This window comes from Phytohabitans rumicis (genome assembly GCF_011764445.1).
Lineage (GTDB): Bacteria > Actinomycetota > Actinomycetes > Mycobacteriales > Micromonosporaceae > Phytohabitans > Phytohabitans rumicis.
On the sequence record NZ_BLPG01000001.1, the window covers coordinates 1,537,161 to 1,563,667 of the forward strand.

General features: G+C 68.4%; 17 protein-coding genes and 2 pseudogenes. 6 read left to right on the forward strand and 13 right to left on the reverse strand.

Annotated features, from left to right (window positions below; genetic code table 11):
• Window positions 1-129: 129 nt before the first annotated feature.
• From Prum_RS06285 to Prum_RS06300, 4 genes are all read right to left on the reverse strand, one after another.
• On the reverse strand, window positions 130-1,263 hold the full coding sequence (locus Prum_RS06285; RefSeq protein ID WP_218577100.1) for a LuxR C-terminal-related transcriptional regulator: 1,134 nt from the start codon (window positions 1,261-1,263) through the stop codon (window positions 130-132).
• A 509-nt stretch (window positions 1,264-1,772) separates the two neighbouring features.
• Window positions 1,773-3,233, reverse strand: a complete 1,461-nt coding sequence (locus tag Prum_RS06290; RefSeq protein ID WP_173074736.1) for an RCC1 domain-containing protein — start codon at window positions 3,231-3,233, stop codon at window positions 1,773-1,775.
• A gap of 149 nt (window positions 3,234-3,382) precedes the next feature.
• Window positions 3,383-4,273 carry an alpha/beta fold hydrolase gene (locus tag Prum_RS06295; RefSeq protein ID WP_173074738.1) on the reverse strand — a complete coding sequence of 297 codons (891 nt, stop codon included), beginning with the start codon at window positions 4,271-4,273 and terminating at the stop codon, window positions 3,383-3,385.
• 28 nt (window positions 4,274-4,301) lie between these two features.
• Window positions 4,302-5,714 carry an FAD-dependent oxidoreductase gene (locus Prum_RS06300; RefSeq protein ID WP_173074740.1) on the reverse strand — a complete coding sequence of 471 codons (1,413 nt, stop codon included), beginning with the start codon at window positions 5,712-5,714 and terminating at the stop codon, window positions 4,302-4,304.
• Between the two features lie 131 nt (window positions 5,715-5,845).
• On the opposite strand from Prum_RS06300, the gene Prum_RS06305 reads away from it, so the two are divergent.
• From Prum_RS06305 to Prum_RS06320, 4 genes are all read left to right on the forward strand, one after another.
• Window positions 5,846-7,807, forward strand: coding sequence for an ATP-binding protein (locus Prum_RS06305; protein WP_246277688.1), 1,962 nt, complete (start codon window positions 5,846-5,848; stop codon window positions 7,805-7,807).
• A 566-nt stretch (window positions 7,808-8,373) separates the two neighbouring features.
• Complete coding sequence (locus tag Prum_RS53590) at window positions 8,374-9,012, forward strand: hypothetical protein (RefSeq protein WP_173074742.1); 639 nt, start codon at window positions 8,374-8,376, stop codon at window positions 9,010-9,012.
• 143 nt (window positions 9,013-9,155) lie between these two features.
• Entirely contained in the window at window positions 9,156-9,914 is a 759-nt protein-coding gene (locus Prum_RS06315) for a hypothetical protein (RefSeq protein WP_173074743.1), read from the forward strand.
• 8 nt (window positions 9,915-9,922) lie between these two features.
• The gene (locus tag Prum_RS06320) at window positions 9,923-11,023 is read left to right on the forward strand and encodes a hypothetical protein (RefSeq protein ID WP_173074745.1); all 1,101 of its coding nucleotides are present in this window, start codon (window positions 9,923-9,925) and stop codon (window positions 11,021-11,023) included.
• 378 nt (window positions 11,024-11,401) lie between these two features.
• Here Prum_RS06320 and Prum_RS06325 read toward each other — a convergent pair whose 3' ends face one another.
• The 7 genes and pseudogenes from Prum_RS06325 to Prum_RS06355 form a co-directional block, all read right to left on the reverse strand.
• Window positions 11,402-12,040, reverse strand: a complete 639-nt coding sequence (locus Prum_RS06325; RefSeq protein WP_246277689.1) for a GH39 family glycosyl hydrolase — start codon at window positions 12,038-12,040, stop codon at window positions 11,402-11,404.
• Entirely contained in the window at window positions 12,037-12,168 is a 132-nt protein-coding gene (locus Prum_RS53595; protein WP_281368848.1) for a hypothetical protein, read from the reverse strand. Before Prum_RS53595 ends, Prum_RS06325 begins: the two co-directional genes overlap by 4 nt.
• Window positions 12,169-12,192: 24 nt before the next feature.
• On the reverse strand, window positions 12,193-13,968 hold the full coding sequence (locus tag Prum_RS06330) for a family 43 glycosylhydrolase (protein WP_173083457.1): 1,776 nt from the start codon (window positions 13,966-13,968) through the stop codon (window positions 12,193-12,195).
• Between the two features lie 118 nt (window positions 13,969-14,086).
• Window positions 14,087-15,351 (reverse strand): annotated as a pseudogene (locus Prum_RS06340) (ricin-type beta-trefoil lectin domain protein).
• 158 nt (window positions 15,352-15,509) lie between these two features.
• On the reverse strand, window positions 15,510-18,203 hold the full coding sequence (locus tag Prum_RS06345) for a ricin-type beta-trefoil lectin domain protein (RefSeq protein ID WP_173074749.1): 2,694 nt from the start codon (window positions 18,201-18,203) through the stop codon (window positions 15,510-15,512).
• 45 nt (window positions 18,204-18,248) lie between these two features.
• Window positions 18,249-19,949 carry a ThuA domain-containing protein gene (locus tag Prum_RS06350; protein ID WP_173074751.1) on the reverse strand — a complete coding sequence of 567 codons (1,701 nt, stop codon included), beginning with the start codon at window positions 19,947-19,949 and terminating at the stop codon, window positions 18,249-18,251.
• Between the two features lie 333 nt (window positions 19,950-20,282).
• Window positions 20,283-21,578 carry an alpha-L-fucosidase gene (locus Prum_RS06355; RefSeq protein ID WP_371871196.1) on the reverse strand — a complete coding sequence of 432 codons (1,296 nt, stop codon included), beginning with the start codon at window positions 21,576-21,578 and terminating at the stop codon, window positions 20,283-20,285.
• Window positions 21,579-21,790: 212 nt separating this feature from the next.
• Here Prum_RS06355 and Prum_RS06360 point away from each other — a divergent pair, with 212 nt between their 5' ends.
• Together Prum_RS06360 and Prum_RS06365 are read left to right on the forward strand one after the other, a co-directional pair.
• On the forward strand, window positions 21,791-22,501 hold the full coding sequence (locus Prum_RS06360) for a FadR/GntR family transcriptional regulator (protein WP_173074753.1): 711 nt from the start codon (window positions 21,791-21,793) through the stop codon (window positions 22,499-22,501).
• Between the two features lie 141 nt (window positions 22,502-22,642).
• Window positions 22,643-23,008 (forward strand): STAS domain-containing protein, encoded by a 366-nt coding sequence (locus tag Prum_RS06365; RefSeq protein WP_173074754.1) that lies wholly within the window; start codon window positions 22,643-22,645, stop codon window positions 23,006-23,008.
• A gap of 62 nt (window positions 23,009-23,070) precedes the next feature.
• Here the strand turns inward: Prum_RS06365 and Prum_RS06370 are convergent, their stop codons facing one another.
• Window positions 23,071-24,435 carry a glycoside hydrolase family 10 protein gene (locus Prum_RS06370; RefSeq protein WP_173074756.1) on the reverse strand — a complete coding sequence of 455 codons (1,365 nt, stop codon included), beginning with the start codon at window positions 24,433-24,435 and terminating at the stop codon, window positions 23,071-23,073.
• 15 nt (window positions 24,436-24,450) lie between these two features.
• Window positions 24,451-26,480: pseudogene (locus Prum_RS06375) on the reverse strand (family 43 glycosylhydrolase).
• Window positions 26,481-26,507 lie beyond the last annotated feature (27 nt).

A 26,507-nucleotide genomic window follows, 5' to 3' on the forward strand; every position in this document is an offset into this window, starting at 1 on the left:
GCGGATTCCTTCCACAGGGATGGACTGCCGCAACCGTAGGGCGGGAAGGGATCACCGCACCCCACGTGAACGCGTAGTCCGTGCCAAGGGTCCGACGAGCGTTGACGACGCGCGGGAGGACCGCCGGACTTACGTCCGGGGCAGGTGGTCGGCGTCTGCCACGACCCGGGCGAGCTCGACGCGTGAACGCAGGTCGAGTTTCCGGAAGATCTGCCGCAGGTGGTAGTCGACGGTGTGCGTCGAGATGAACAACTGAGACGCGGTCTCCCGGTTGGTCAGCCCGTTGGCGACGTGCGCGGCGATGCTGCGTTCCGAGACCGTCAACATCGTCCACCGGGTCGCCGGATCCGCGGACGGGTTGGGCACCGAGATCGGCGCGCTGCTGGTGCCCAGCCAGACGACAGCGCCCGCGGTGGCGTCCCCGTCGTACACCGCCTCACACCGAACCATCTGGACGCCGGACGCGAGCACAATCATCGACCCGGCACGCGCCGAGGGCGTGCCCAGCAGCGGCTCGGCCCAATCCCACAGCACCGCACGGTCGGCAGGGTCGACGATCAACGCACCCGCGCTGTTGACGAACATCCGCCGCCCGTCCAACACCGCGATCGGTCCCTTCGCTCGCCGGCGCACCCGCAGAAACGCGGCATGCAGAACAGACGCGGTCTCCCCCGAGTCGCCGATCAACCGCTGCTGCGTCTCGTGCACGATACGACCGATCAGCGCCGGCATCACCGCGCTGTACACCCGACCGGAGCAGGTCATGTTGACCACCCCCAGCACCCGCCCGGTAAGCGGGTCGGTCACCGCACCCGACGCATTGGACAGGGCGGTCAGACCATCCGCGAAATGCTCCAACCCCAGGACAACCGAGGCGCCCCCAGTGCGAAGAGCTGCGCCGATCGAGTTCGTCCCGACAACCTCCTCACGGCACACAAACCCCGCCGCCGCACCGAGCCGATCCATCGCCAAGCCCATCCGCGCCGGCGCCCACCGCTCGACGACATGACCCCGGCCATCCGCCAGCAACAGCGCGACCTCCACACCCGCAAGGTCACCGCTCACCGCCGCCATCGCGGGCGCGGCCGCCCACCGCAGCCGGCCATCGGCGTCAACATCCGGGTCGTACGGCGCATGGATCTGCTGTGGAACCAGACCAGCATCGGCCGAACGCCGCCACGACCGCAGGATCGCATCACTGACCCTCCGCCGACCAAGCGGACCACGCGGACCCTCGGCAAGACGATCCAACACATACCGCATCGAACTTTCCGCACCCGCCACCGTCGCATCGCCCAAGACGCCCGACCGCACTCCGCGATCGGGCACAGCGGCCACGATGTCCCCCTGAGCCTCAGTCGACCGGGCGATCTGCTAGCTGCGATTATGCTCCGGGCCGGTCCGCGACACGGCGCGCGGATCGGCCGAATTTCTCCCGCACACCGCCACAACGCCCACACCTCTTACGTCGACCGCGGATACGCGACCCCAGGCGACGGTGCTCGCCGCCCGTCCGCCCGGACCTGGCGCTGACTTCTCAACGGCCTGCCTGGTACCGATCATGCCGAGTATAGGCAACGCCGCCCTACCGATTGCTGGAACTGCGAGCCGGGCAGGCAGGGCTAGGTGCTGTCGAGGAAACGCAAACGAGCGAGAGCCTCAACCTGCTGTCAGCAGGTGGCGGTGGTGGGGCGGGCGGCGGTGCCCGGGCCGCCGTCGCCGAACACCGGCCCGCTTTGGCGTTCCGGTGCTCGGCGTGGGTGTCTGAATTGTCAGGGGCACAGGATGCGCGGGCAGACGGTGACTGTGGCGCCCAGGACGATCGGATTGATCGATCCGGGTGTCTCGTCGTCGCCGATGTCTCGCCAGTCGCCGCCGGCGTGACCGACCGCGCCCAGGCGGTTGGAACCCCAGCACCGCACCTGGCCTGCGACGGTGACGGCGCAGGTGTGCGTGTCGCCGGCGGTGACGGCGACGATGGAGTCACCGCCCAGGTCGATGGGATCATAGACGGCGGGTGCCTCGTCGTCGCCGATGTTGTTGTTCGGGGCCAGGCCCACCTGGCCGAGCCGTCCGTCCCCCTCGCGGCCCCAGCAGAGCACGGTGTGTACGGCGCCGGACAGCACCGCGCAGGTGTGGTCCTCGCCTGCGCCGGCCTGGCTGACGTTGTCGGTGTCGGTGTCGATGTCGCGCAGATCCACGTGACCGGTGTCCGGGGGTTGGACAAGGCCGATGCTGTCGGCGGAGCCGGAGCCGATCGCGCCGTAGTGGCCGCTGCCCCAGCAGCGCAGCTTGTCATTGTCGAGCTTGGCGCAGGTGTGTTTGAGCCCTGCGGTGAGTGTGAGTGCCTTCGTCGCGCCGAGGTCGACGGTGCCGACGCTGAAGGGTGTCTCGTTGTCGCCGACGGCGTCGACGCCGGGGTAGCCGAGCTGACCGGAGCTGTTGTCGCCCCAGCAGAAGATGTTGCCGTTGTCCATCAGCGCGCAGACGTGCTGCCCACCTGCCGCGATCGACCTGGCGTCGCGTCCGGCACCCAGGTCCACGGTGCCGGCATCGGCCGGGGTTTCGCCGTCGCCGATGTCGTCGGTGTCGCCGTAGCCGAGTTCGCCGGAGTTGCCGTTGCCCCAGCACATGACCTTGTCCCGGTCGGTGATGACGCAGGTGTGGCGGCCACCTGCCGCGATCGCCTTCGCGGTGCGGTTTGCGCCGAGGTTGACGCGGACCGCGCCCGGGACCTCGTCATCGCCGATGGCCCCGTTCAACGGGTCCTGGGCGCCGGAGCCGAGGGTGCCGTTGAGGTTTTGGCCCCAGCAGGCGACGGTGGCGTCGACGAGGATGGCGCATGAGTGGTTGTCCCCGGCCGACACCATCGACGCCCCCACCCCGTTGAGGTCGACGGGGCCGGCCGATTCCGGCGTCTCATCGTCGCCGATGCGGCTCTTGAACAGGGTGGCGTTGTCGCCGTGGCCGAGCTGACCGGCATCGTTACGTCCCCAGCACCGGACCGCGTCGTCGTCGTCGACCACGCAGGTGTGGTCGAGTCCGGCGTCGATGCGGTCGGCCACCGACGGCGGGCCGATGACAGGCGCTGCGGTGCGTGCCAGGGTGGGCGCGTCGGATGTGGTCGCGGCCCCGGCGGCCGGGACCAGCCAGGCACCGACACCGGTGATCAGCGCGAGAACCGCGATGAGCGGCACCGCCACCCGCCGTCTGCTGGATTGGTCGATGGTCATGAGTTGCTGCCTGCCTTTCGAAGGGAGCCGCCGGTTGCGGCGGCCGATGGATGGGGATGCTGGTCTGGCCGTGAGTGAGCACGCCGGTGTGGTGCAGGCGCCGCAGCGCGTGCACCGTCGTTCTGCTGAACGAGTGCGGCGCCCGGCACCTACCCGCCAGGCTGGGTAGTGGTGGAGCCGGCCAGGACGTCTCTTGACGATTGGGTGGTAGGCGCCGATGTCGCGTCGCGGTGGTTGAGGAAGTCGAGTAGCAACGCGTTGAGTACCTGGGGTGCGTCCAGTTGCATCCAGTGGCCGACGCTGTCGAGGTGTTCGTATCGCCATGGGCCGGCGATATGGGCGGCCGAGCCGGTCATCGCCTCTTCGGTCAGGGCCCGGTCGCCGCTGCTCCATACCCCCATCACCGGTGCCTGTACTCGTGGCAACGCCACCTGTGGTTCGATCAGCGAGGTCGGCGGCAGGATGGCCCGGTAGACGTTGAGACTGGCGGTGAGCGCGTCCGGTTCGGCCAGGCGTTCGACGACTCTGTCGATGTCGGGATGTGAGGAGAACTCCCGCAGGTTGCGGAAGTCGTCCGCGCGCAGCCATTGCTCGGCGATGCCGGGGAACTGGAACAGCAGCATGTACCAGGACTTCTCCCGCTGGCGCAGCCCGGCGGCCCGGAACGCGGCGGGATGACCGACCGAAAGCGCGGTGAGGCTGGCGACCCGATCGGGGGCAAGGGCAGCGGTCATCCAGGCGATAGCGGCGCCCCAGTCGTGGCCGACCAGGTGCGCCCGGTCGATCGCCAGGCTGTCGAGCACGCCGAGCAGGTCGCCGACCATGGTCGGGGCGGTGTAAGCGTCGACGGCGGTGGGGCGGCTGGAGGCGCCGAAACCCCGAAGGTCGGGAGTGATCACCCGGTACCCGGCGGCGAGCAGTGCGGGGATCTGGTGGCGCCACACGTCTTTGGTGTCCGGCCAGCCGTGCAGCAGTACGACCGGCGGGCCGGTGCCGCTGTCGCGTACGTCGAGGGTGATGTCGCCACGTTCGATGAGCATGGTTGTCTCCAGGTTCGGCTGTCGGTGATCAGGTGCCGATGGCGGCGAGCAGCTCGCGGCGTCCCGGTCCGGGTAGCGGGTAGTTGGGGGCGTGGCCGCCGAGTTTGGTGATCTTCTCGGGTAGTCCTGGTTCGGCGAGCAGGTCGTCGGGGGTCGCCAGCAGCGATGCCAGCGACTGGTAGGAGCGGGCGATATCGGGGTCGGTCCGGCCGGCGGCGAAGGTGGCCAGGCTGAACGCCCATTTCGGGTCGTCGGTCTGGTAGGGGATGCCAGCGGCGTCGGCGTCGAGTTCGGCCAGCCGGTGCCGGTCGAACCACAGCGTCGCGCGGTACAGCGGTTCCACGGCTGTGGTGGTCCATTCGTGGAACTGGCGCACCAGCTTGTCGTGATCGGCGGGGTCGGTGTCGCGCAGGACGTCGCGCAGCCCTTCGGCGTGCAGGAGGCCGATCGTGGCGCCGCGTCCGAGTGAGGGGTTGGTGCAGGCCCACGCGTCGCCGACGGCGACGACGCCGGTGGCGACCGGGTCGCCGTCCACGACGAAGTCGCGGTGGCGGTCCTCGATGCCGGCGACGGTCTCGACGCCGCCGGTGGGCTCACCGTCGCGCCAGTGTGCGGCAGTGGGATAGAGGGCGAGGGCGGCGTCCCAACGGGCCGGGTCGCGCAGGGCCCGCATCGCCCGGTCCCGGCCGCTGGTCGTCAGGGCGACGCTCCAGGTGCCGTTGTCGGCGGGCAGGGTCAGAACCGACATCGACTCGTGGCGTTGCACGATGTTCGTGCGGCCTTCCGGCTGGGCTCCGGTACGGGTCTGGAAGTGCCGTCCGTAGTAGACGAAGCCACAGTCGGCGCGTTCTTCGGCCGGCCGCCGGGCACCAGCGGCTTGCAGCCACGACGCCAGCGCCGACCGGCGACCGCCGCAGTCGACGACGAGATCCGCGCGCAGTGCGTGCCCGCCGGCGGCCAGCACACCGGTGACCCGCGGCACCGGCCCGCCGACGGACGGGTCGGTGAGCAGCCCGGTGACGGTGACACCGCGCCGGATGGTGACACCCGCCGTATCGGCGGCGACGGTGGCCAGGGTGGCCTCCAGCACGGGCCGGCGGGCGGCGACGGTTTCGAACCGGTCGTCGCCGTCGCGCCACGGGCCACGCTCGGACAGTGGCAGCATCGCCAGCACATTCATCCGCAGCCCGCCGTTGGCCTCCAACTCGTGGAGGACCTGCGGCAGCTCGCGGCTCATCTCGGCCCGCCACCGCGGGAGCATGATGTGCGGTAACCGGAACTGGTTGACGCCAGGCCGTTGCCACGCTTGCCACGCCTGCGCGGGCGGCGGCGGCTCGGCTGGGTCACGTTCCAGGACCGTCACGTCATGGCCGTCGCGGGCGAGCAGCAACGCGGTCGACAGGCCACACATGCCTGCGCCGAGAACAAGAATCCGTGCCATGGTGTACCTCCGGGTCATGAAGCGATTGCCCAGAGGATCGGCCGGATCGGCGCTCACTTTCCAGGTCAGATGGTCGTCAATGGCTGTTCAATCGCGGCCCGCAGGCGGACAGTGGAGCTGACCCTCTGGAGATGGCGGCGTTGGCTACGCACCTGGGCGATCTGTTGGACACCGCGCGGCGGCAACGCTTCGTGGGACGCCACCACGAACTCGCCAGCTTCGACGACGCCCTCGACGGTCGCTCCGCGCGACGGGTGCTCTGCGTCCACGGCCAAGGCGGTATCGGCAAGACCACCCTGCTGCTGGAGTTTCGCGCCCGGGCGCAGGCGGCAGGCCGTAGCGTCACGCAGATCGACGGCCGTGACGTCGATCCGTCACCGGAGGGCCTGGAGACGGCCGTCCGGCTTGCCCTCGATCATCAGGACGACCGCCGACCGACCGTGGGGCTGCTGGCCGGCGCGGTCCTACTTGTCGACGGCTACGAGCAGCTCGCCCCGATCGATGGTTGGCTGCGTGACGAGTTCGTACCGCGTCTGAGCGCTGACAGTGTCGTGGTGTTGGCCGGCCGCGACCCGCCGACGGCGCCCTGGCGTACCGATTCCGGATGGCGGCAGCTCGTGGCCGTGCATCGCCTCGATCCGTTCGACCAGGTCGAAAGCGGGCAGTTGCTCGCACGCGCCGGCGTCGTACCGTCGCTGCGGCAGCACCTGCTGATGCTCGGCCGGGGGCATCCGCTGACCATGGCCCTGCTGGCCGACCTCGCCGCATCCGGAGACGTGCCCGACACCCTCGCCGACGCACCGGATCTCATCTCGGCGCTGCTGGAGTCGTTCCTGCGCGACGTGCCCGGCGAGGCCCACCTGACCGGCCTGGCTACCTGCGCGCTGGCCTGGCTGACCACCGAGGACCTCCTTCATCGGCTGGTGGGCGCCGACGCGCCTGCGGTCTGGCAGTGGCTGGCCCGGCAACCGTTCGTCGTCAGCGGCACACGCGGGCTGTTTACCCACGACCTGGCCCGGGACGTGTTGGATGCCGAGTTCGAGCGGCGCGCACCCGAGCGGTACCGGGCGCATCGCTGGACCGTCTACAAACACGCCGTGGCTGGCCTGCGCGCCGGCACCAGCCTCGATCGGCCGCTGCACGCGCAGCAACTGTTCTGCCTCCTTCGACGCAGTCCGTTCGCCACCGCGATCTCGGCCCTGCGGGCGCAGGGCTCCGCCACCGTCGTCCCGGCCCGCCCCGGCGAACACGAGCAGGTTTGCTCGATCGTCGAACGATTCGAAGGACCGGCCAGCGCAGACCTCGCCCGCGGCTGGCTCCGTGAGCAGCCCGAGCACCTCAGCGTCGTACGCACCGGCGATGGCGTCGCCGGGTTCGCCTACCACGTGCGGTGTCCCGGCGGCAGTGCGATGGAAGACCGTGATCCGGTCGTACGCGCTGTGTTCGACCACATCGCGCGGGAAGGGCCACTGCGTCCGGGGGAACGTGTCGAGTTAGTCCGTTACTGCGCCGGCCCCCGCGAGCACCAACGTGACCTGTACGCGCTGCTGGCCGGCACCGTTCCCAGCCTCATCGAATGGTTGACCCGCCCGCTCGCATGGTCGTTCATCGTCACTGTCGACGCCGAACACTGGGCACCTTTCCTCGACTACCTGGCCTTCGCCCCGCTGGTCGAGGCCAACGTCGGCGGCCTACGACACATCGTGTACGGCATCGACTGGCGACGCCTCCCGGTTGACGACTGGTTCGATCTGATGCACGAACGTGGGCGCTCCGGAGCAACCGGACCACCACCGGCCGCGCTGATCCGCCCGCCACCACTGGACCGCGCCCGCTTCAGCGCCGCGGTCAAGGCAGCACTCCAGACTCTGCACCGGCCCGACCAACTCGCCGCGAACCCGCTCCTCGGCTCGACACTGGCTGCCACGACCAACGGGCCAAACGCCGACCAGCTCCGGGCCACCATCGAAGACGCCGTCGCATGCTTGGGCAAAGAACCCAAAGGCGACCAACTCCGCGCCGTCCTCAACCGCACCTACCTGCGCCCTGCCCCAGCCAGGAAGCCGCCGCCGAAATCCTCCACCTACCCCTGAGCACCTACCGCCGCTACCTGGCCAAAGCCACCGAACAACTCACCGACATCCTCTGGACCATCGAGATCGGAGACCTACGCTTGCCCGCACGACCAGGCAGCGAATGATCACCACCGGCCTCCCCGTCAGCCGAAGTTCACAGGAAGCGCCCGAAGCCCGCCGGCGTCCATCCCAATCCAAACGCGCATCTGGCTACACGCAACTAGACACGGCGCATCGGAGCCGATATCGCTGGACAGTGCACAATGCGCACACGCGTCGGCAACCGGTGTCGCGCCGCGGCAGGGTCGCGCTGCCCGACAGCCAACGCCCACCTATGCCGCAGACCGGTGCGGTCACTGCAGTGCGGCAAGCCCACCTCCCGTGACTTCCGGTAGCCGCGACCGGCGACGGCTGCGTGCCGGTCGCAGGCTGCGGTACTGCTCACGCATCTGGTGCCCGACCGGCACGACGACAAGCATCATCGACGCCCTGTCGGATCAGGTACAACGCGTCATCGGTTGCTCACCGCGCCGGGATACTGATGAGCCGTGGCGACGATCTGCTTGGTCCGCGACCGCATTACGTTGGATGACGCCTTCCTGACCGGAGTCCGTGCCGATTTCGACCGGGCTGGCGTCCCGTTCGCGGCCGGCCATCGGGTCGTGCTGGTCGCGCGGCGTGTGGAGCACGCCGCTGGCTTCCGGGCTCGTTTCCCCGGCATGGATGTGCTGCTGATCGCCGACTCCTACGACGGCGCTGGCGGCGGCGTCGACGTCGCCCCAGATGCGATCCCACTGCCGGGCGGGCACGGCTTCCACGGCGCGTCGGGCAGCGGGATCGGCGTTGTCGGCGAGCCGGGCCACCCGGGTGGCTCTGGTGGCGCGGGAGTACGCGCCGGCCGGATCGGGCTGATCGTCCGGGCCGCCGAGCGGGCTGTCCTGGTCGCCACTGGTAGCGCGGGCGGCGCCGGCGGCGCGGGCGGCGATGGCGGCGAGGGGGACCGCGGCTACTACAAGGACGAAGACGACTACGCCGAACCTGCCGAGGGCGGCGCCGGCGGCTCCGGCGGTCCGGGCGGTCCCGGTGGTCCGGGCGGCGAGGTTTCGATCGTGCGGGTCACCGGTCCGACAGCCGAGGTAGATGTGCGCGGCGGGACGGGCGGTGCGGGGGCGCCGCCGGTCAGAACCTGTCGAGCGGGGCGGAAACCGGCGGCCCAGGAGTAGCCGGGGCGGCCGGCGCCGCGGGAACGATCACCGACGAGGTCGTCACCGGCCAGCAGTTCGCCGACCGCGTCCGGGCGGCACTGGGCGCCGACGACAGCGTTTGGCAGGCGTATCGGGACCGGCGGCCCCTGCTCGGTACCGACGTGCGCACGTGGGCCGAGCACCGGGTGCGGGTCGGCGAGTACCTGTTCCGGTCGTTCACGACCGCCCGGCCCGAGACCGCCGAAAACCTGACCCGCGCGATCGATGAGATGAGCGCCGCCCTCGCGCTGGTGCCGGACCACGCCCGGGCCCGAATCCTGGCGGGTTATCTGACGGCGAACCAGAACGCGCTCGGCTACGCCCGCGACCACGACCTCGTGCCCGACTTCCCGCGGTACGAGAACGTACTGACCGGCTACGTGCCCGCGGTGGCGCCGCTGTTCGGGGTAGCCGTCCAGCTGCTCGGCCATCTGCAGGACGTGGCGGAGAACCAGATACGGCTGTCCGGCGAGCTGGCGCGGCTCACCGAGACGCGGCAGATCCGCACCGTCGAGCGGCTGGCCGCGCTCGCCGCCGAGCGGTCGGCGATCGCCGAGCTGAGCACCCTGCGCGCCGCAATCGACCAGCACCGCGTGATCATCGACGGCTTGTCCCAGGAACTGGACGCCGAAGAGTATGAGATGGACTCGATCGGCACGGTGAGCACCGCGCTGCAGGTCATGGTGGCGGTGGCGACGGCGATCGTCGGCGCCAACGCTCCCGCGCCCGAGGGCGCCGCAGCCGAGGCCGCGGCGGCGGTCTCTGCCCTCAACCGCCTGAACGACGTGCCCGGCTATCTGGTCACCGCGCAACGCGTGCTGTCCGGCCCGGGCAGCTTCGATCCGACTACGGCCAGCTTCGCCTACCGGGCCGGCCACTGACCAGCTGGGTGCAGTGGACCGACCCGTACACGCGGGAGTGGAACCCGTCGCTGCAGCCGCCCGCCGACGAGTTGGTCGGCGGCATCCCGGAGATCTACGCCCAGACGTCAGACCTGGTGAGCCGTGCGACACTGCTGCGCCAGATCGAGTACAGCAACATCACCGGCCCGTCCGGGGCCCGCTACAAGGAGCTGCTAAAAGAGCTGGTGGAGCTGGGCTTCGCGCGGGCAGCCGCCTGGGGCCGGTGGCGGCAGGCGTACTTTCAGCGGACCGCCGGCGACCTGGCACTCGCCCAGGCCGAGGCCGACATCACCCGGCTCCAACAGCGGGCGGCGAACTACCGCGCCGACGTCGGGGCGACGGCCGAGGTGGTCCGGTCGATCGTTGCCCGCGCCCAGGACTACTGCGACCTACTGCAGAAATACGTCTTCTTCAGCGCCCGCGCCCTCGACCTCTACACCGGCAGCGCGACCGCGCAGGCGCTCTCGCTCGACCTGGGCCGGTTGCCAGTGGACGAGGAAGACGAGGCTTACCGCCGGCTGGCCCGCGGCGAGGCCGGCCCGGCACTGTCGCTGGTGCAGCGCTACGCCGACACGATGGCACGGCTGCCCAGCGTGATCTTCTACCGGGATCAGTACCTGGAGTACGAGGCCACCCTCGTCAGCGGCCTGCTCTTCGTCCATCTCACCGACGCCGGCGCGCTGGCCGGGTTCGCGGCGACCGGCCTGCTCGAGTTCGACGTGACGGCCGACCGGCTGCCCCAGGTGACCGAGGCCAAAGTCGCGACCGTCTACGTCTCGCTGCTCGGCGCGACCGCCCGCGACCCGCGGGTCACCTGCCGCCTCGAGCACTCAGGCCGCAACGAAACCTGGCGGGGCAACGGCTCGCTGGCCCGCACGCTGCTGCCACCGCGCGCCACGACGGTCGCCGCCAACTTCGACGCCGACACGTTCGGCGGTCTCGACTCGCCCAGGCCGCCCTTCTGGGGCCGCAGCCCGATCACACGGTGGCGCCTGTCAGTCGACGAAGCGGCACGCCAACAGGCCGCGCTGAACCTCACCGGTCTCACCGAAGTGCAGGTGCTCATCGCGTATCTGTATCGCCCGTAGCCAGTTTCTGCAGCTCCTGGGCCCTGACGGCCGTGGGCAGCGATTCCCTGCGCAGGGCGCCGTTGTGCGCTGCCGCGGTCGAGATCGCGGTTGCTGCGGGACGACCGGGCGACGCGTCGGCGGCAGCCTTCGAGCTCGCGGCGACGGCAGCGACCCATGCCACCTCCGGGCCGCGGGCGATGGCGGCCGGTGCGCGCGGCGCAATGCTGCTGGCCGAAGGCCATGCCGAGCAGGCGTGTCGGCGGCGTGGCGATCACAGTCCGACACGACCACGTTTCTTGTGCCAGAACCGATTGGGCTGCGCGAGTTGGATGCGGCTGGAGGGGCGGCCGGGCACCGCTCCCACGTTGGGGCTCGCTCCCGGTGCCTGGACCCGGGTCAGCCGCGCAGGCTCCATCGCTGCTCGTTGGACGCGCCGTACTCGTTGACCTGGTACGCCCGCGGGTGCGGGATCCCGCGGGCGTCCAGTGTGGAGTTCGCCGTCGCGACGTTGGCCACCGGGTCGCTGGGCAGCGCGTGCCAGCTGAAGATGTCCGGCACCACGTTGTTGGCGCGGACGAAGTCGAGGTACTGCACCCACCAACCGCCGGTCGAGGGGACGCCCGCCATGCTCGGGCCGACGATCAGGTGGTTGGGAAACGCCGCCCGGATCCGCTGGTAGCTGCGGCGCCACAGCTCGAAGTACTGCGACTGCGGACGGTTCCAGAACAGGCTCAGGTTGGGCTCGTTCCAGATGTCCCACTGCACGGGTACGCCGGTCGCCCGCACGTCGTCGATGAGGCGGGTCAGGAACGCGTCGTAGTCGGCCCAGTTGCCGTTGTCGCCGGGGAAACGGGAGATCGCGAACCCGTCGGCGCCCCGCAGGTCGTGCGGCAGGATGATGAACTCGCCGCCCAGCGACCGGGTGCGCAGCAGCTGGGCGCGGGTCGCGTTCCACCGGCGGTCGTAGCGGCCGGACACCCAGCCGCCCGGACCGTCCAGCTGGGCGCCGCCGGCACGCATGTAGCGGAACTTCACGTCGCGATAGAAGTTGCGGCATAGGCGGGCTGGACCGCGGTGACGGCGGCTCCGCCGGTCAGGAGAGCGGCCGCGAGAACGGCCGCCAGGCCGCGGCGCTTCGCGCGGCCACCTCGTAAGGTGTCCACTATTGACACTCCTTCCTACCGCGATCAGCGAGGCGTGAAGTCCTGGTTGTTGCCCGGAGCGTTCTTGCACTGCCACTGGTCGAGCTGCTGCCCGAGAGTGCTGTTGGCCCCGTACACGTCCAGGCAGAGGCCACTGTTCCGGTTTCGGAACGAGTAGGAGCCATCAGACTGCTGGACAGGCAGCCAAAGGCTGTTCGAAGCACTGTTGGGTGCCTGCTGGACAATGTTTGGGACCCCAGCCGCCGTCGAGCTGTTGGCCACGGCCACGTCGTAGCCCGAATGCTGGGCCTGCAAACGGCCATAGCCATCCGACACGGGTACGAACTGGAAACGCTGATTCGTCTGCACGCCGCACGTCCACTGGGTGACCGCCGCGCCAGCCGCCGTCGACGCGCCACTCACGTCGAGACACAAACTGTTGTTGCCAATCACCAGCTGGTGGTAGCCGCTCGGAAAGCCGCCGCCCGACTGGCCCGTGCTGAACTGCCACCAGTTCACGTTGAACAGGGATCCGCTGCCGCCGGCGAACCGCAGGTATAGATCGTGAGTGCCGGTCGCGCCGTTGACCGGACACGAGACCGTGCTCCAGGTCTGCCACCCACCGGTACCCGCGACGTTGCATGTCCCCGCGGGCGTCCCGGTGGCGCTGTCCAGGCGCACCTCGATCCGCCCGCCGCTGGCCCCGGAGGCCACCCTGGCGTTGAACGAGCTGGCGCCGGTGCCGAAAGCCACGCCTTTGAGCTTGATGTAGTCGCCATTTTCGATCCAGCCGACGCTCATTCCGCCCTCACTGGACGGCTCGGTCTCGATGCCACTCCCCCAGGCGATGGTCTCGGCCTCCTGGCGCACGTAAGGATTGAGCGTGCCGACCTGGGGCACCCCCGCCGTGCTCATGTTGATGCTCGGGAACGAGCCGTCCGAGTTGTAGCTGAACTTCTCCACCGCGACGGAGCGGGTGAAGCCTCCGCCGCCCGGCAACGCGCCGTTGTGGTAGAAGAAGTACGAGCCGCCGTTGAAGTCGATGACACCGGCGTGGTTCGTGAAGCTGCTGCCCTGCGTGGGCATGATGGTGCCCCGATAGGTCCACGGTCCGGTCGGGCCGGGCGCGGTCGTGTAGGCGATGAACTCAGAGCAGCACTTCGCCGCGAACACCATGTAGTACAGGCCGCCGCGTTTGTAGAACCAGGGACCTTCCTCGTACAGGGTCGGCCGGTTGGCGTCGCCGGTGCGGGTGCCGAATCCCGCGGTGGTAAGGGGTATCTGGGTCGGACCGCCCGAGTACGAGATCATGTCTGCGTTGAGCTTGACGTACCACAGCCGCGGGTTGCCGTAGAACAGGTACGCCTGCCCGTCGTCGTCGATGTAGACGGTGGGGTCGATCTCGGCGTTCTGGATCAGCGGGCGGCCGAGGGCATCGCGGAACGGCCCGGTCGGGCTGTCCGAAACCCCTACTCCGATCGCGTTGGCACCGTTGGACATCCGCACCGGGACGTACCAGTAGAACTTGCCGTTGCGGTAGATGGCTTGCCCGGCCCACGCGTCTGAGCTCGCCCAGCTGAAGGTGGAAAGGCTCATCGGCGAGCCGTGGTCGGTCCAGTTGACCATGTCGGCCGATGACCAGACCCGCCAGTCGCGCATCGTGAAGTAGGTCGAGCCATCTTCGTCATGTCCGGTGTACAGATAGACCCGGCCGTTGTACACCAGCGGTGCCGGGTCGGCGGTGTAGACCTGTTGCACGATCGGGTTGTCCGCCTTGGCGGCGCCCGGAAGCAACGCGGCCAAGCAAAGGATACTTGCCATCAGGGCGAGCGCCCGCCGCGATGGCGATCGAAATGCGATTCTCACAGTCGCTCCCCCATCCGGTAGAAACCTCGAGAGTGGCGCCGGCACGGGTATGCCGGCGCCACCGGTCGTCGGGTCAGCTGCGCTGGCTCCATTGCTGGTTGGCACCGCCGTTGCAGGACCAGAGGATGATCCTCGTGCCGTTGGCGGTGGCGGCGCCGTTGGCGTCCACGCACAGTCCGGACTGGACGCTCGTGACAGTGCCGTTGGAGTTGAGGCTCCACTGCTGGCTGGCTTGGCCACCGCAATCCCCGATAACCACCGCGGCGCCGTTGCTCGTGCCGTTAGCCGCCAGGCACTTGTTGCCGTAGACCGTCCACTGCCGACTGGCGGTGTAGGACCAGCGCTGGTTCGTCCCGCCGTGGCAGTCCCACAGCTGCACCTGAGTGCCGTTCGACGTGCTCGAGCCGGGCACGTCCACGCACCGGCCGGACTGCTGACCGACGATCATCACGTTCGACTGGCCCGGGGCGGGGTGCTCGGCGGCGGGGTGCTCGGCGGAGGAGAAGTCGGCTGGGTGGAGTCGAACTGCGAGATGAACCGCCACGCCTCTGCCTTGGTCCAGGTCCTGACCCCGTCCTCACAGCCGGAGCATCCGTCCACCGGACCCGGTCCGTGACCGCCGTCGAACGCGGCCCACTGCACCGGGTATCCCGCCCGGCACGAGTAGAGCGTCGTGATGTGTGTCCCGCTGCCCTGAGCGGGTTCGCGCGGGTTCTGCGCGGCGCAGCCGTTGTTGCGCACGAACGTGTCGCGCAGGGCACGTCCCGACGAGATGTTGAGGACGTTGTCGGAGATGCCGTGGATGCCGAAGTAGGCGATCGGCTGGGTGCCGCCACTGCAACCGGACAGCTGGGCGCCGGAGTACGCGACCACGCCGCGGAAGACCGTCGCCCGGCTACACGCGATGGCGTAGCTCATGCCGCCGCCGTAGCTGAACCCCATGGCGAACAGCTGCGTGGTGTCGACACACAGATCGTTCTCGATCATCCGGATCATGTCGTCGGTGAACGTGATGTCCTGTCCGCCGCTGTTGGCCCAGCCGTTGCCGATGCCTTGCGGTGCGACAAGGATCGCGCTGTTGTTGGACTGCTGCTGCATGCCGTAGTACGACCACGCGGTGCCGCTGGAGCCGCCCGAGGAGACATCGTTCATGGTGCCACCCCGCCAGTGGTACGCGAAGATCAACCGGTAGGCGCGCGTATTGCTGTAGCCGTCGGGTATCCGCAGGATGAAGCTGCGGTTCTGTCCACTGCTTTGGATGTTGTACGTGCCGTTGCGCAACGTCGGGCTCTTGCCGCACCCGGCGGTCGGCGCCGCGGACGCGGACGGGCCGGTCATTGTCGTTATTACCAATGTGCCCACGGCGACGATGGCGGCGGCACCGAGCACTGCCAGCCAGCGGGTTGCCACGTGTCGTATCTTGGGAACTTTCACGACTGCGACTCCTGTAGGTGATCAGTTGGATGATGGCGTCCCCGGCCCGGGGATGTGGTCGATCAGTTGCGCTGGCTCCATTGCTGGTTGGCACCGCCGTTGCAGGACCAGAGGATGATCCTCGTGCCGTTGGCGGTGGCGGCGCCGTTGGCGTCCACGCACAGTCCGGACTGGACGCTCGTGACAGTGCCGTTGGAGTTGAGGCTCCACTGCTGGCTGGCTTGGCCACCGCAATCTCCGATGACCACCGCGGCGCCGTTGCTCGTGCCGTTAGCCGCCAGGCACTTGTTGCCGTAGACCGTCCACTGCCGACTGGCGGTGTAGGACCAGCGCTGGTTCGTCCCGCCGTGGCAGTCCCACAGCTGCACCTGAGTGCCGTTCGACGTGCTCGAGCCCGGCACGTCCACGCACCGGCCGGACTGGCCGCCCACGATCTGGACGCCCTGCTGACTGCCGCCGCCGCTTTGCTGCCTGACGATCGACCGGGACTCAGCGGACCGATTGCCTTGAGCGTCGAGGACGAAGAGGCGGTATTCGCCCTGCGTCGTCGGAACAGCTATGGACGTGGCTGTACCGTCCGCCCTTGTCATCGTCGGCCCGGCGGCGAAGACGGTGGTGCCGGAGGGGGCCAGCCAGATCGTCCTGGTCGCGTCGCCGGTGCTCCGGACCGGAATCGACGCACTCCCGCCGTTGACGAACGTGCTGGCGGGCAACACGTGGTCCGGCAGCGACAGATTGCTCTGCGGGACGATGCTTTGATATGGAGCCTCGAGTCCCGAGTTCACGGCGATGCCATACGCCGCCGCCGGCCAGACGTAGTCGGAGGATACGAGGATGTCCTGGACAGTGCTGTTCGGCAGGTTCTTGTTGGAGACCTTGTTGATCGGGCCGTAGGTCTGCGTGATGCTCAGATCGTGCTTGCGGCCGAAGTCGTCGGAGTTGATGAGCCACGTGACGTTCTTGTCGACGTTCAGCACGTTGTCCCGGAAGGTCAGGTACGCCGAGCCTTCGTCCGGATGAAGTCCGTACTTGTGGCCGGACGGGACACCCTGGAGATAGTTGTTCTGGATCGTGGTGCCCGGCTGGCTGCCCAGCGTGTAGATGGGAGCCGTGTCGCTGAGCCGCTGCACCGTGTCGACGATGTGGTTGTAGCTGATGTTGTTGTTTCTCGCGGTCGTTGTCGGCCTGTTGGGTGCGACGGAGCCCGACGACCCGTCGAAGTTCCACCATCCCCATCCGAGCGTTATACCCGACCACGGGGTCTTCTCGATCCGGTTGTGCTGGATCGTGAGCGTGTCGGCGAAGTAGGCCGAGATGGGGCTGTGGCCGTTGAACAGTACGGCGCTGTCGTAGATGTAGTTGTTCTTGATGTCGATGTTCTTCGACAGTCCTTCGGCCTGCACCGAGTACTTTTCCCGGTTGGTCAACGTGTGGTCGCCGATGTAGACGTGCTGTGGATGTCCCACCGTGACAGCGGATCCGGCGATGTCGTTGGTGTAGTTGCCGATCAACTGCGTGCCCTGCACGTCGTTGACCATGTTGATCCCATCGGCACCGGTGTGCTGGATCCGGTTGCGCTGCAGGACCAGCCCGTCGGCGTTCTCGATCTGGACGATGCCGGGAGCGACGTCGACGTTGCGGTAGTAGTAGACGTGGAAGTTACCCTTCGCGTACGCGAGGGCGCCCAGGTTGCCCTGCTGGGCCTGCTTGAATGCGGAGCTGGCCACATTGAACAGGTTCCAGTCGGAGTGCTGCACCGTGAGGCCGGAGATCGTGATGTTGCGAGCGTGGCCGCTCGTCGAGGAGCCCGCGATCCGCAGGACAGTAGACACGTTGTTCGGCGCGACGACCGTCGCGGTCGCCATGTTCTCCGAGCTGGCCTTGTAGTAGTACACCGTCCGGCTGAACTTGTCGAAGTAGAACTCGCCCGGCGCGTCCAGGAACTCGTACGCGTTCATGAGCCTGTGGCTGCCGCCGACCTGGGCGTTGCCGTTGTACGCGCCCTGGGCGATGGCCGCGCCCGGCTGTTGGAACAGCGCGAGGCGGTTCGCGCCGTCCGGTGTCGTGGTCACCTGGCGGACTCCCACGATGGCCGTCGTCCAGGTGGTCGCCGTCTCGATCTCGATGTCGTCCTGGTTGCGGGCGATGGCGGGAAAGTCGGACAGGCTGTACCTGGCGCCGTCGCACTGTGAGCCTGACTCCCATGCCCACGCGGCCTGCCCGGCTGTGATGTTGTATGTCCCGTAGCATCCCGCCGAGTTGACGGTCTTCGTGGCCATGAACGCCCGCTTGTCGTTGACGTAGAGCGTCCGCAGCTTGTTGGCGCGGTCGAGCGGGGCTTTCCAGACGTTGCCGCTGTGCTGGGTCCATCCGGTCACCTGAACGCCGCCGCTGAGGACTGGCGTCTCGTTCTCGTACGCGGAATAGATCACCCGGTAGCCGTTCGTGCCGGAGTCGCCCGACCCGAGCTCGATCGTGCTGGCCACCGGATAGTTCCCGCCGCGGAGGTACACGTAGATGTCACCGGTCATGTTCGCGTTTATCGTGCGGACGACGTCCCGCGCGCGTTGCAGGGTCCTGAAGGGTGACGCGATCGTTCCGGCGTTGGCGTCGTTGCCGTCGGGAGCGACGTAGTAGTTTGCCTGGGTCGCGGCCGAAGCCGGCGTTTGATGTGTCACCGTGGCGGTCAGCGCGGCGGCGACGAACACCGCGACCGCCAGCAGCGACCTTCCGGTGGTAGAAACGGCTGACTTCACGAACTTTCCTTTCAGCTCGTCCGGCGGATCAGCTCGTCCGGCGGCTCACGGCAGCGTCCAGCGTTGGTTGGTGCCGCCGTGGCAGGTCCAGATGATGAGTTGGGTGCCGTCGGCCGAGCTGCCGCCGTTGGCGTCGAGACACTTGCCCGACGGTGAGTTGACAAGGGACCCGTTGGGTCCAGCGGTCCAGTTCTGCCCGCCGGATCCGTTGCAGGTAGACAGCTGCACCAGGGCACCGTTCGCGGTGCTGCCACCGGCGACGCCCATGCACTTGCCGAGCGCCCTCAGCGTGCTCCCATTGACGGTCCACTGCTGGTTGGTGCCACCGTGGCAGCTCCACAGCTGGATCTTGGTGCCGTCGGTGGAGCTGGACCCGCTGACGTCGACACACTTCCCGCTGGCCGCGGTGATCGGGCCGACGCGTGGCGTGGTGCCGCCCAGCTCCCTGATCCGGATGTTGCGGAACGACACGTCGTCGCCGGCGCCATGGTTCTGGATACCGATGTACCCGGAGGTCAGCGACCGCACCGGATCCGTGTTGGTGAAATCGTTGATCTTCACGCCGTTGAGGAACACCTGAAGCCGCTCGCCCTCCACGAGCAGCTCATACGTGTTCCACTCGCCGGGTGGGTTCAGCGCCCCGTCGCGGGCGGCGCCGTCCGCCGACTTGACCCCGTACACGGCGCCGGTGGTCTTGTCCGAGGTGTCGGTGGCGTCGATCTGCACCTCGTACCCGTTGTTCATAGCCGAGTTCGGGTCGGCGCTGGCCGGAAACCCGACGAGCACGCCGGAGTTGTCGTCGCCCGGCATCGTCCAGTCGAGCTTCAGCGAGTAGGAGCGGAACTCCTTGACGCTGTACCAGAGCATGCCGAGCCCGCCGAACGACGTCAGCGTCCCGTTGCTGTTGGCGAACCCGCCCGGCCCGGCCTGGGACCAGCCCGTGGTCGCGCCGCTGTAGAGGCTTGTGTAGCCGGTCTCTGGCCGGCAGTCCGCCTTGGTCCGGTTTGCCGCGTAACGGATGCCGCCGAGCACCAGCGACCGGAAGCCCACCTCGGTATAGCTGGACTGGGTGTGGCCACTGCCGGTGTAGAAGGATCGTCCACCCTGGAGGGTCTTGCACCAGGTGTGCGGGTGATCGGCGCCCATCGTGCCACCGGAGTAGGTCGACTCGTCCAATGTGGCCAGTACGCGGGCCGAAGACCGTGGGTTGGTCCGGAAGTTGTACCACTCGTCGGTGCGTGGCCAGGTCGGACCCAACCCGGCCGTTGCCGCGTGCGCCCGGTTCTCCACCCGGATGGTGGCCTGCTGGATGGCCGGGTGCGAGGCGAAGTACGCGCCGACGAGCTCGCCGTAGAACGGCCAGTCGTACTCCGTGTCCGCGGCCGAGTGCACGCCCACGTACCCGCCGCCGGCTCGGATGTAGTTCTCGAATGCGGTCTGCTGGGTGGCGTTCAGCACGTCGCCGGTGGTGTTGAGGAAGACAACCGCCTCGAACTGGGCCAGGTTGGCGGCGTTGAACTGGTTCGAGTCCTCGGTCGCGGTCACCGTGAAGCTGTTGGTCGCGCCAAGTTCTCGGATCATCTGGATGCCGGCCGGGATCGCGTCGTGCCGGAAGCCGGCGGTCTTGGAGAACACGAGCACGTCGTACGGCGCGTCCGCGGCACCCGCCGGCGAGCCGCCGGTGCTCGCCAGGATGGCCAACGCCGCCACCGTGACGCCGAGGATGTCGCGCATTGGTCGTCTCATGACCAGGTTCCTCTCAGGGCAGGGTCCAGCGTTGGTTGCGCCGCCGTGACAGCTCCAGAAATGGGTTCGTCCGGCTCGAAGCCGAGGTCGGAGCTCAACCGCCGGACGTACCGACCCGATCTTGCCGAGCTCGGCGCCACATTTCGGCGTGGGGCGACGAGACTGCGTCAAGTGAACGTGAACATGAGCATCGCCGAGGCATCGTGGGATCCTCTCGGGTCTTCGGGCACGCTCTCGTAAGACGTCATACGTTAGACGACTCAATAGGAGACAGTCAATACGTGGTTGGTTGTGTAGCGCGGAGGGTGAGGCTGCGGGAGCAGCGGTCTGGACTCAATGCGGTGTCGGTGCGGGCGGCGGCGAGGATCCGGGCGCGTTCGGGGGTGCGCGTGCGGGAGGCGTACAGCACGGTGAGGTACGAGCCGTCGGGCAGGGTTCGCACGACGGGCAGGTCGATGTCGCAACTGCCGCCGACGCTGATACGCCACAGCAGGTCCGCGCCGGTGTCCGCGGCCGTGCACCAGCCGGGCCAGCCGTAAGGTAGTCAACGATGCCCAGCAGGATGGTCCGCTGCCCGGACGGGATCGTGCCGTCGGCCATGGGCGCGATGTTCGGCAGCATGTTGCCGTTCTTGCTGACCCGGTCGATCAGCGAGTGCAGCATCGCCTCGAGCGAGTAGTAGCCGATGCCGACCGTGTAGCACCAACTGGAGCTGGAGATGCTGTCGTCGGTCAGCCAGTACGGGACCTGGACGCCGGCCGGGCCGCCCCGCTCGTAGTCGAAGACCGAGCCGCGGTTGTTCAGGCCGTCCTTGTAGGTGGCGACCACGTCCTTGTTCCAGGCGACCGCCTGGTTGAAGTAATAGGCGAGGAAGTTCAGCCGCCGCGACTCGTCGATCCGGGGCAGGTTGAAGTCCTGCCAGATGATGTCGGGCTGGTAGCCGTCGATGACCTCGCGGAGCTTGTCGTACCAGAGCTGCTGCTGCTCGGCGCCGCTCAGCTGGCCGTACAGCTTGCGCAGGCTCGCCGTGGGCTGCCCCGGCACCCGCTCGTAGAAACCGGTGAAGTTGTAGGCGTGGTGCAGCGACACGATCAGCTTCAGACCCTTGGCCCGGATCGCGTCGGCGTGCAGGCGCAACAAGTCGAGCCGTGGGCCGGTCGCCACCGAGTTCCACTCGTTGACCCGACTGTTCCACATCGAGTAGCCGTCGTGATGCTCAGCCACCGGCCCGGCGAACCTCGCGCCCGCGTCGGCGAACAGCTGCGCCCACTCGTTCGGATCGAAGGCGCCACCCGCCGACCGCAGCCGCGGCGCGAACTGCGTGAACCGGCCCGACCTGTCGTTGGCCCCGTTGATGAAGTTGTGGTACGGCCACGCGGACGGCTCACCATAGGCACTGCGATGGTGGTTGTTCTCCGCCGAGCCGCTGAAGTACATGTTCCGCGGATACCACTCCTTCACGAACGCCGGGACGCTGAACACACCCCAGTGGTAGTAGATGCCGAACTTGGCGTCCTGAAACCACTCCGGCGCCGGCGGGTGCTGGTCGACCGACGCCCAGGTCGGTGTGTAGCTGGAGGGCCCGTCGGTGGCGAAGGCGACACCGCCCCTCCAGAGGCCGGTGGCCATGGCGGCACCGGTCAGCCGGCCGCGGCCACGAGCCTGCGCCGTGTGAACGTGAACATTGACGAGGACATCGCGAGTGGATCCTCTCGAGATGGGTGCCCGGTGGCGCAGGAGCGCCAGACATCAGGGCAGGTGAGGTGAGATAAGCTGACTCGGCCCGCGGGGGAGCTGCCGGTTCGTGTCGCACCCTGGGACCGACGTAGGGAATGGGTGGCATGTCTCGCGCCGACGTAGTGATCGACAGCATCAAGCGGATGATCCTCGACGGGGTGTTCCGCCCGGGTGACCGGCTCCCCGTCGAAAAGGACCTCGCCGAGTCGCTCGGCGTCTCCCGCGGCTCGCTGCGTGAAGGGATCTCGGCACTGTCGATTCTTGGCGTGGTCGACACGCGCCAGGGAGACGGCACCTACGTCACCAGGCTCGACGTGGCGCAACTGCTGGCGCCCATGGGCTTCGTCGTCGACCTCGAGGGCAGGGGCGACGCGCGGCATGTCCACGCCATCCGTCGGGTGCTGGAGTGTGAGGCGGCCCGGTTGGCGGCGTCCAGGATCACCGACGAGGCGCTCGCGGAGGCGCGCGGGCTGCTCGACGAGGCCATCCGGATCGCTGGCGAGACGCCCCACGACCATGAGCGGGTCATCGAGATCGACATCCGGTTTCACCGGATCATCGCGGCGCACACCGGCAACCCGGTGCTGGTCGGTCTGATCGACGCGTTCGCGGGCCGCACGGTGCGCGCGCGGCTGTGGCGCAGCCTGCACGAGGAGGGTGCCGACCTGCGCACGCACGGGGAGCATCTGGCGATCTGGAAAGCGCTCGCCGCGCGCGACCCCGAGCGGGCGCGGATCAGGATGGCCAACCATCTGATCGGCGTCGAGGAGTCCCTGCACGCCTTGCCAGACGATCAGGCGCGCGCGAGGGGCTGACCACCACCCCGTCGATAGGTCAGATGATTCGGGCCTCAAACTGAGGCAACTTCCTAGCCACATACGGTCCAACGTCGACGGTTGACACGATAGATCTAATCTTTGTAGATTGCAGAACCTCGATCCCTTGGGCGGCCGTCGATGGACCATCGATCGTTTCGTGACCGGCAACTGTCGTATCACGTCGAGGTATGTGCGGACGGTGTACATCTGATCGTCTCCGGAGACCTCGACCACCACACGTGCGACGTCTTCGACTGCGCGGTGCGCGCCGTGCTCACCGGCGCCCCGGGCTCGCTCGTCCTGGACCTGACCGCGGTGCGGTTCATCTCGGCGCAGGGCACCGCGGCGCTCGTCGACGGCTTGCACCGCGCGGCCGGGATCTGTGCCGCCGTCGCCATGCTGCCCAGCCCGGCAGTGCGGCGGCGACTCGAGCTGCTCGGCCTCGACCTGGCCGTCGGCGGAGAATCGGTGGACGAGACGGAGCCGCCAGCGGCGTCCGCTTAGGACCATGGCGCCGGTACGGGGCTTGCCCACCCCGCACCGGCTTTCCCCATGGAGGTGGTGGTTCAGCTCGCGGCGCAGAACGGGTTGAGAACACCTGCTGTGCCGGTTGCCTGGAAGCCGAACTCCGTCGACTGGCCGGCGGCGGCGCGACCGTTGTAGTCCACATTGGTCCATTGGACCGTGCCGGTGTTACCGCTACGGTTGGCGCTCCACGCGCCGGTGACCGTGGCGCCGGACGGCAGGGCGAGCGTGACCCGCCAGCCGTTGATGGCCGACGACCCAGCCGTGACGCGTACGTTCGCGACGAAGCCGCCGTTCCACTGGTTCACCGACACGGTGGCGGTGCAGCCGCCCGGACCGATCGTCGGCGGTGTCGTCGGTGGGGTGGTGCGCGGTGAGGTGTTCGGGGTGGTCGGGATCGGGTTGCCCTGGTTGAGCTCTCGCAACACGGCGTCGTAGGCAGGCTTCTTGTTGCCCGCGCAGTCGAACAGCAGGGCGTTGTCCGAGCCGCGCCAGGAGTCACAGTCCCGCACACCCCACACCGTGATGCCGGTGCACCGCGAGACGGCCAGGCACGAGCGCGCGACCGTGGCGTAGATGTTGGCCTGGTTGCCGCCTTGCATGACGTCGAGTTCGGTGATCTGCACGTCGACGCCGAGGTCGGCGAACCGTTGGAGGTTCGCCTGGTACGACGAGTCGATGCCGGTGCCGAGGTGCGACTGGAGCCCGACGCAGTCGATCGGCACCCCGCGGGACTTGAAGTCGCGGACCATGTTGTAGATGCCGGTCGACTTCGCGTTGATCCCGTCGGTGTTGTAGTCGTTGTAGCACAGCTTCGCGCCCGGATCCGCGTTGCGGGCCGCCCGGAACGCCGCCTCGATCCAGTCGTTGCCGGTGCGCTGCAGGTTGGAGTCCCGCCGGCCACCGCTGCCACCATCGGCGAACGCCTCGTTCACCACGTCCCACGCGTAGATCTGCCCCCGGAAGTGGGCGGCGGTCTGGGTGACATGGTTGATCGCTGCGTTCCGCAGGTCGCCGCCGGACAGGCCCTGCGCCCACCCGGGCTGCTGGGCATGCCACAGCAGGGTGTGGCCGCGCACCGACATGCCGCGGGAACGGGCGTGGCTGACGATCCGGTCGCCAGCGCTGAAGTTGAACCGGCCCTGCTGCGGCTCGGTGGCGTCCCATTTCATCTCGTTCTCGGGGACCAGGCTGTTGAACTCACGGTTGAGAACCGTCATGTAGGTGTTGTCGCCGAACTTGTACGTCCCTACGGCGGCGCCGAAGTAGCGGCCCTTCTCCGCCGCTGACCCGCCCAGCGTGGTGCCCGCGGTGGCCGAGGACGAAAGGATCATGGCGAAGGTCGCGGCTATGGCGCCGGCGGCGGCCAGGATCAGCCCGGCCCGTAGTCGTTTCGTGCTCCTCATGTGACGTTGCGCCTTTCAGGGAGTGGTGATGGCGAAGCGGTTGACGGTCACGGAGCCCCCGAGGGCCGTGGTGGCGTAGTTGAAGATGCCGAACCGGTAGCCCATGAAGAACTGCCACGCGTTGTTGAGCGTGAACGCCGTACCGAGGTTGACGAAGTTGGTGCCGTCGGTGCTGTACGAGAAGCGGGCTTGCCGGCCGGAGCCGGGTCTGACGTCCGCGTTGACCCGTAGCCAGATCCGGCCGCCGGCGACGGCGGCGCTGGCCTGTTCGGAGCCGGTGCCGGTGGTCTGCCAGCTGGAGTTCATGGTCAGGCCGTTGGTCATCACGACGCGGGTGGCGCCGTTGTCCCGCCGGACGCCGATCCACGCCGAGGAGTCCCGCAGCATCGCCAGGCCGGCCCGGTCGCCGTTGGCCATGCCCGCGTAGTCCAGCTCGATCGTCGCGGTGGAGGACGGGCCTTGGATGCGGTGGGTCAGCGTGTTGCGCGCTCCGTAGAGGTCGTTGGTGACGGTGGCGGTCTGCAGGCGCAGGCCGTTGTTGACCGACCACCGGGTGTTGTCCGGGTTGTGGTTCCACTCGTACTGCGGGCCCAGGGTGGTGCCGGTGAACGTGTCGGTGCCGATCATCGGCTTGACCTGCCGGGGCGGACGGGGCACGTTCGGGTACGGGTAGGAGGCGCCCCACCGGCCGTTGACCGTCTGTAGCACGGGCCAGCCGTCGCCGGTCCAGGTCACCGGAGCGAGCGCGGGCACCCGGCCGCCTGGGTAGGCGTCCACGAAGGACATGTAGTACCACTGGCCGTTCTGGGTCTGCACCAGGCCGCCCTGGTGCGGCACTCCCCCACCGGAGATCGGGCCGGGCAGGTCCAATAGCACCTGCCGCATCTCGTACGGACCGAACGGGTTGTTCGCCTTCAGCACGTACTGCCCGTTGGCCGGCCGGGTCAGCCAGATGTAGTAGCTGCCGTTGCGCTTGTAGAACCGCGCGCCCTCCAGCGTGCCCACACTGGAGGGGTCTGGAACACCTGCTGGCTACGCACCTGCGACAGCCCGTCCGCGGACAGCTGGGCGACGCTGATACTCGAGTTCCCGTAGGCGACGTACATCGTGTCGTTGTCGTCGACCAGCAAGCCGGCGTCGTAGTAGCAGCCGTTGATCCGGGACCGCTTCGCCCACGGGCCTTCCACACTGGTGGCCGTGTACACGTAGGTGCGGTTGAACTCGGTGCACCCGATCCAGTAGAACGTCCGGTTGCTCGGTCGGTAGTTGAACGCCGAGGCCCAGATCCCCTTCACGTAGGCCCGTCCGCCGGAAAGGTTGTAGGCGTTGGAGTCGAAGTCCAGGCTGGGCACCGAGTGTCCGGCGAACTCCCAGTTGACAAGATCGTAGGAGCGCAGGATCGGAGCGCCCGGCGAGTAGTGCATCGTGGACGCCGAGTAGTAGTACGCGTCACCGACCCGGATGATGTCGATGTCGGCGAAGTCCTGCCACAGCACCGGGTTGTTGAACGTGGACGATGGCGGCCAGTCGCCCGGCGGCGGGCTCGTCGGTGGCTGCGAGGTGGGCGGCACGGAGGTCGGCGGCGCCGAGGTCGGGGGCGATGACGTGGGCGGGCCGGTTGTCGGTCCGGTGGATCCATTGCAGGCGGCGCCGTTGAGCGAGAAGCTCGCCGGGACGGCGTTGGTGCCGCCGCTCATCGAGGCGTTGAAGCCGAAGTTCGCGCTGCCGCTGGTCGGTACGTTGCCGTTCCAGCTGGCGTTCGTCACGGTCACGTCCTGGCCCGACTGGGTGTGGCTGCCGTTCCACAGCTGGGTGATGGTCTGCGTGCCGCCGAACGACCAGGACAGCCGCCACCCGTTGATCGGGTCGCCGAGGTTGTCGACGACGACATTGGCGCCGAATCCGCCCGGCCATGAGTTCGTCACCGTGTAGGTGACCCGGCAACCGGCCGCCGCCTGGGCCGAGACGGCCGTGACGACGCCGACCGCGCTGACCGCGGCGACGAGCGTCGCGGCCAGCCCAAGTCGAAAGCGTTTGTTCTGCACGTGGTTCCTCCGGTGCGCCCGAGTGAG